Annotated in this window: 5 protein-coding genes; all 5 read left to right on the top strand. The window is 51.1% G+C overall.

Going from position 1 to position 4,915, the window contains the following annotated elements; genetic code table 11:
- Nucleotides 1–332: 332 nt before the first annotated feature.
- Genes QZT18_RS23290 through QZT18_RS23310 form a run of 5 tightly spaced genes read left to right on the top strand, consistent with a single transcriptional unit; the run spans nt 333 to nt 4,853 of the window.
- On the top strand, nt 333–1,598 hold the full coding sequence (locus QZT18_RS23290) for an ABC transporter substrate-binding protein (RefSeq protein WP_294152108.1): 1,266 nt from the start codon (nt 333–335) through the stop codon (nt 1,596–1,598).
- A gap of 26 nt (nt 1,599–1,624) precedes the next feature.
- On the top strand, nt 1,625–2,497 hold the full coding sequence (locus QZT18_RS23295) for a branched-chain amino acid ABC transporter permease (protein WP_294152110.1): 873 nt from the start codon (nt 1,625–1,627) through the stop codon (nt 2,495–2,497).
- 14 nt (nt 2,498–2,511) lie between these two features.
- Nucleotides 2,512–3,402 carry a branched-chain amino acid ABC transporter permease gene (locus QZT18_RS23300; RefSeq protein ID WP_294152112.1) on the top strand — a complete coding sequence of 297 codons (891 nt, stop codon included), beginning with the start codon at nt 2,512–2,514 and terminating at the stop codon, nt 3,400–3,402.
- Nucleotides 3,395–4,186: an ABC transporter ATP-binding protein gene (locus tag QZT18_RS23305; RefSeq protein WP_294152114.1), complete on the top strand. Its 792-nt coding sequence runs from the start codon at nt 3,395–3,397 to the stop codon at nt 4,184–4,186. Before QZT18_RS23300 ends, QZT18_RS23305 begins: the two co-directional genes overlap by 8 nt.
- On the top strand, nt 4,149–4,853 hold the full coding sequence (locus QZT18_RS23310) for an ABC transporter ATP-binding protein (RefSeq protein WP_294152117.1): 705 nt from the start codon (nt 4,149–4,151) through the stop codon (nt 4,851–4,853). Before QZT18_RS23305 ends, QZT18_RS23310 begins: the two co-directional genes overlap by 38 nt.
- Nucleotides 4,854–4,915: the final 62 nt, after the last annotated feature.

Raw genomic sequence — 4,915 nt, forward strand, 5'->3', positions numbered from 1 at the left:
GCATTCCACAAGCGGGAGCGAGTCCCCGTAGGAATTTTTTCTCCTGGATTCCCCCCTCACCACACGCTGCAAACCGGGACTGAAGACTCATCTCCCCCTCTCACCATCCCGAACCCCGACCGTTCCGGCGGCGTTCTCATTCCTCAATTAAATCCTCACTTGCAGGAAAATCAAGCAATCATATCGACATTTTCTCGACGTCCCGGCGATATAATCTAGTGAAGTGTCAGAAAACTATGGAGTAAATTTACTTATTATCTGTCAAAATTCGACTTATATTTTGATAGTTTCCTGTTTTCTGGCATAAAAATATTATAGGAGGAAGCAATTATATGAAAAGAGCAAAAAAAGTAATGTCAGTAACACTGAGTATGGTCATGGCTCTCTCGATGGCGGGCTGCGGTTCGTCGGGAAGTTCTGCACCCACGGAAACCAAAGCACCTGCGGCAACTGAGGCGCCCGCAGCCGGTGAAAGCGGCGAAGCGGCAGACGCGGCACAGCAGCCTTCCGGCGATCCCATCAAAATCGGATTCTTTTCACCACTGACTTCAGCGGCTGCATCGGCGGACGGCGAGAGTACCTTAAACTCCGCCAAGCTGGCGGTTTCCGACATCAACGCGGCAGGCGGCCTGCTCGGACGCCCGGTTGAGCTGGTTGATTATGATGACGCGCTGGATACGAATCAGGCCGTGAGCATTGCTGAAAAACTGACTACCAAAGATAACGTCGTTGCTATTGTCAGCGGCAGCTACAGCGGTCCTACCCGCGTGGCGGCTCCGATTATCCAGGCGGCCGGAATTCCGATGGTATCTGCTTACGCGGTTCACCCGGATGTTGTAAATGCAGGCGATTATATTTTCTCTCAGTCCTTCTCCGGCAAAATTCAGGGCAAGGCAGGCGCCGTACTGGCGGTTGACAAGCTGAACGCCAAAAGGATCTCCATCATAGCCGTGGATCTCGATTACGGCTCTGAGCTGGCAGGCGCATTTTCCGAATATGCCGAGGCCAACGGAGCAGAAATTGTTTCCTATGATAAAGTCGCTATGAGTGATAATGAATTTACCTCCATTATCACAAAACTGAAAGAAGAAGTAAAACCGGATCTGATTTATATAGCTAACTATTATGGACACGCCGCAGAAATCATGAAACAGTGCAAAACTCTGGACTTCAACGTACCGGTTATCGGCACAGAGGGTGTAGACTCCTGGCAGTTCCTTGCAACCGCGGGTAAGAATGCGGACGGACTTTACCTGACAACCAATATGGACCGTGACACCAAGGATGAGAATACCCAGAAATATATGAAAGAATACAGGGATACCTATAATAAAGAACCTGATATGGTCGGCGCTTCCGCTTATGATGCATTCGAAGTTATTTTCAAGGCCATTGAAGTTGCAGGTTCCACGGAGCCGAAGGCCGTCAGAGATGCCATTGCTTCCTTAAAAGATTTCCCGACCGTTACAGGAACACTTCTGTATTATTCAGAAAAAGGAGAGGCTGTTAAGCCGGTACAGATTCAGATTATAAAGGACGCGGCTTATCATTACTACGATATCATTGACGATCCGGCAGTTATCACACCCGAACCGTAACCATCACAACTGCGGGAGGTAAATGTATGCTATTACAGCAAATCATTAACGGAATCGTAATTGGAAGTGTCTACGCACTCACTGCTATGGGCGCCACTCTCATTTACGGCATCATGAGAATCCTCGATATCGCCAACGCGGGAGCCTATGTGGCAGGAGCTTATATCGGATTTTATATCTATTCCTCCACCCACAACCTGCTCCTGACCTTCATCTGTTCCATGGCGGTTACCGGGATGATCGGTGTATTGATACATAAATTTCTCTACGGCCCTATTTTGGCAAAACCGCATATCCTTCCGATTATCCCGCTTATCACCAGCGTGGGCCTCTTTACGCTTACCGGTGATCTGGTCCGCCTGATTTGCGGAGCAGGGACTAAGGCGTACAATGCCGACCTGGGCTTTAGCGCAATTCATCTGGGCAAGGTGGTTCTCGCACCGGAATGGCTGCTGGTTCTTTTTCTGACCGTGCTGCTCTTCCTGGTTCTGTGGTTTGTACTCAACCGGACGAAAATGGGTCTGGCCTGGAAGGCCACGGCGGAGGATCCCGAGATAGCCCGGGCCATGGGAATCAATACGAACTCGGCGACGGCGCTCAGCTATATTATCGGATACAGCTTCGCGGCAGCGGCAGGAATGATGGTGGGGATGCTCTACAACTCCATCACCCCCGCCCTGGGCGAGACTCCTTCCTATAAAATGCTGGCCATTATCGTCCTCGGAGGCCTCGGAAATCCGGCCGGTACCGTTGTTGCCGGTCTTGTAATCGGCCTCGCAGAAACTCTGATTTCCGTTTATATGGGGTCCTTTATTCCGAAAGATTCCATCGCGTTTATTGTCTTAATTCTGGTACTGCTGATCAAACCGTCCGGCCTGATGAGCAAAAAAACAGCGTAGAGGAGGAAAAAGGCATGAGTTATATTATAACAGTTGCGGTAAATATAGCAATTTTTGCCCTGCTGGCCCTGAGCCTCAATATTATTACAGGCTATGCCGGCCAGTCAGCCATGGGACACGCCGCCTTTTTCGGAATCGGAGCATACACATCGGCTCTTATGACAAATGCGGGAATCAATTTCTGGCTGACTCTGCCCGCCGCGCTTCTTATCACCGGCGCCGCGGGAGGGGTATTAGGAATTATCAGTCTCCGGTTAAAGGATGATTTCCTCGCCATCACGACGATCGGTATCAACTTTGTTATGGTGGCTCTGTTTCAGAATATGGAGATTTTCGGGGCTTCCCTGGGAATGTCCGTAAAAACGCCTACCTTTTTCGGACAGAAGATGACGCCTCTGCACTTTCTCGTGCTTCTGGTGATTCTGATTGTGATTGTGTGTCTTCTCATTCGTAAAATGACGCGCTCCTGGTTTGGCCTCGCCCTGTCCAGCATCCGAAACGACGAGGGCGCCGCCATGTCCCTGGGCATTAACGTCAACCGTTACAAAATCCTGGCATTCTTTTTAGGGACTGCCATTGCGGGACTTACGGGCGCTATTTACGTGCACCGTATGACCTTTATCTTTTCCAGCAGCTTTGCCTTCACGGTGTCGATCAGCATCCTGTCCATGGTCGTTGTGGGCGGCATAGGAACGATCCGCGGGCCGCTGCTCGGCGCTCTGATACTCGGGGCCGCACCGGAGCTCCTGCGTTTTGCTGACAACTACAGAATGATTCTGTACGGCGGTATCCTCGTCCTGATGATGCGCTTCCAGCCTCAGGGACTCCTGGGCAACGACAGCTTTATCGTACGAAATTTCCTGAAAATAGTTCGGGGGCATAAGGCAGGTGAGACAAATGGGTGAAATTCTTGAGGTCAAAGGATTAAAAATGTATTTTGGCGGCCTGAAGGCAATCGACGATTTTGACATGGTGGTCCATGAAAATGAAACACTGGGCATTATCGGACCCAACGGCGCCGGAAAGACGACGCTCTTTAACACTATCTGCGGAGTCTATAAGCCGAATGAAGGAACCATCTGTCTGGACGGCAGAGAAATACAGGGCATGGCCCCCTATGAGGCCGCCAAAATGGGGATTGCGAGAACATTTCAGATCTCCAAACCGCTCGGTGACCTGACAATCCGGGATAACGTAATCGCCGCCCTGGGCATCCGGGAATATACGGGAATCCGTTCCTTTTTCAAAAACTGCCACACAAAAGAAACGCTTCAGCGTTCGGATGAGCTGATGGAGCTGGTGGGACTTTCCGACTACAAAGACACTCTTGCACGGGACGTGAGCCTCGGATACACAAGGCGTCTGGAAATCGCCAGGGCGCTGGCAACCGATCCGCTTCTCATTATGCTTGACGAACCCTGCGCCGGCCTGAGCAATTTTGCTATCAACGAGGTGACAAACCTGATCTGCCGCCTGAAGGAGGAGGGCAAAACCATTGTCCTGATCGAGCACAACCTTCCTATTACTATGAAGGTGTGCGACAGAATTGTAGTTCTGAGCTACGGAAAAAAGATCGCCGAGGGCAGTCCGGAGACAATCCAGAAGGATCCGAAGGTGATCGAGGCATACCTGGGAGAGGAGGATGAGGACGATGCTCACGATCAAAGACCTGAAAGTGAATTACAATAAAATGGAAGTCATAAAAGGAATCAGCCTCCAGGTAGACGAGGGAGAGCTGGTCAGCGTAATCGGACCGAACGGAGCCGGAAAAACAACCCTGATCCGGTCGATTATGGGCCTTAAAACGGTTGAATCTGGAACCATCTCCTACAACGGCGAGGACATCACCCGCGTTCCGGCCTGGAAACGGGCGGAAATGGGGATTGGCTATGTTCCGGAAGGCCGCCGCGTCTTCGGCAGCCTGACCGTGGAGGAAAACCTGCGCACCGGATGCTACCGTGTAAAGGACACTTCCAGAATCCAGCCCAACATTAAAAAGGTATATGAACTCTTTCCAAGACTTGAAGAGAGGAAAAACCAGCTCGCCAAGACAATGAGCGGCGGCGAACAGCAGATGCTTGCCATCGGGCGCGCACTGGTACTTGAACCGAAGCTGCTTCTCATCGATGAGGTCTCCATGGGGTTGATGCCGATTATGGTTAACACCTGTTTTAAGATTATTAAGGATTTGAACCAGACCGGAATCACGGTGCTCGTAGTTGAACAGAATGCCAACAAGGCGCTGAAAATCGCCCACCGCGGCTATGTGCTGGAAACCGGAAAGATTATTCTGGAAGACAGCGCTGAGGCATTGCGGGCTAATGGGGTGGTGCAGCAGGCATATTTAGGGGGGTAGGTTGAGAAATGAGAACGCCGCCGGGACGGTCGGGGTTCGGGATGGTGAGAGGGAGGTTGTGA

Origin of the sequence: uncultured Clostridium sp. (assembly GCF_900547735.1) — a bacterium.
GTDB lineage: Bacteria > Bacillota > Clostridia > Lachnospirales > Lachnospiraceae > Otoolea.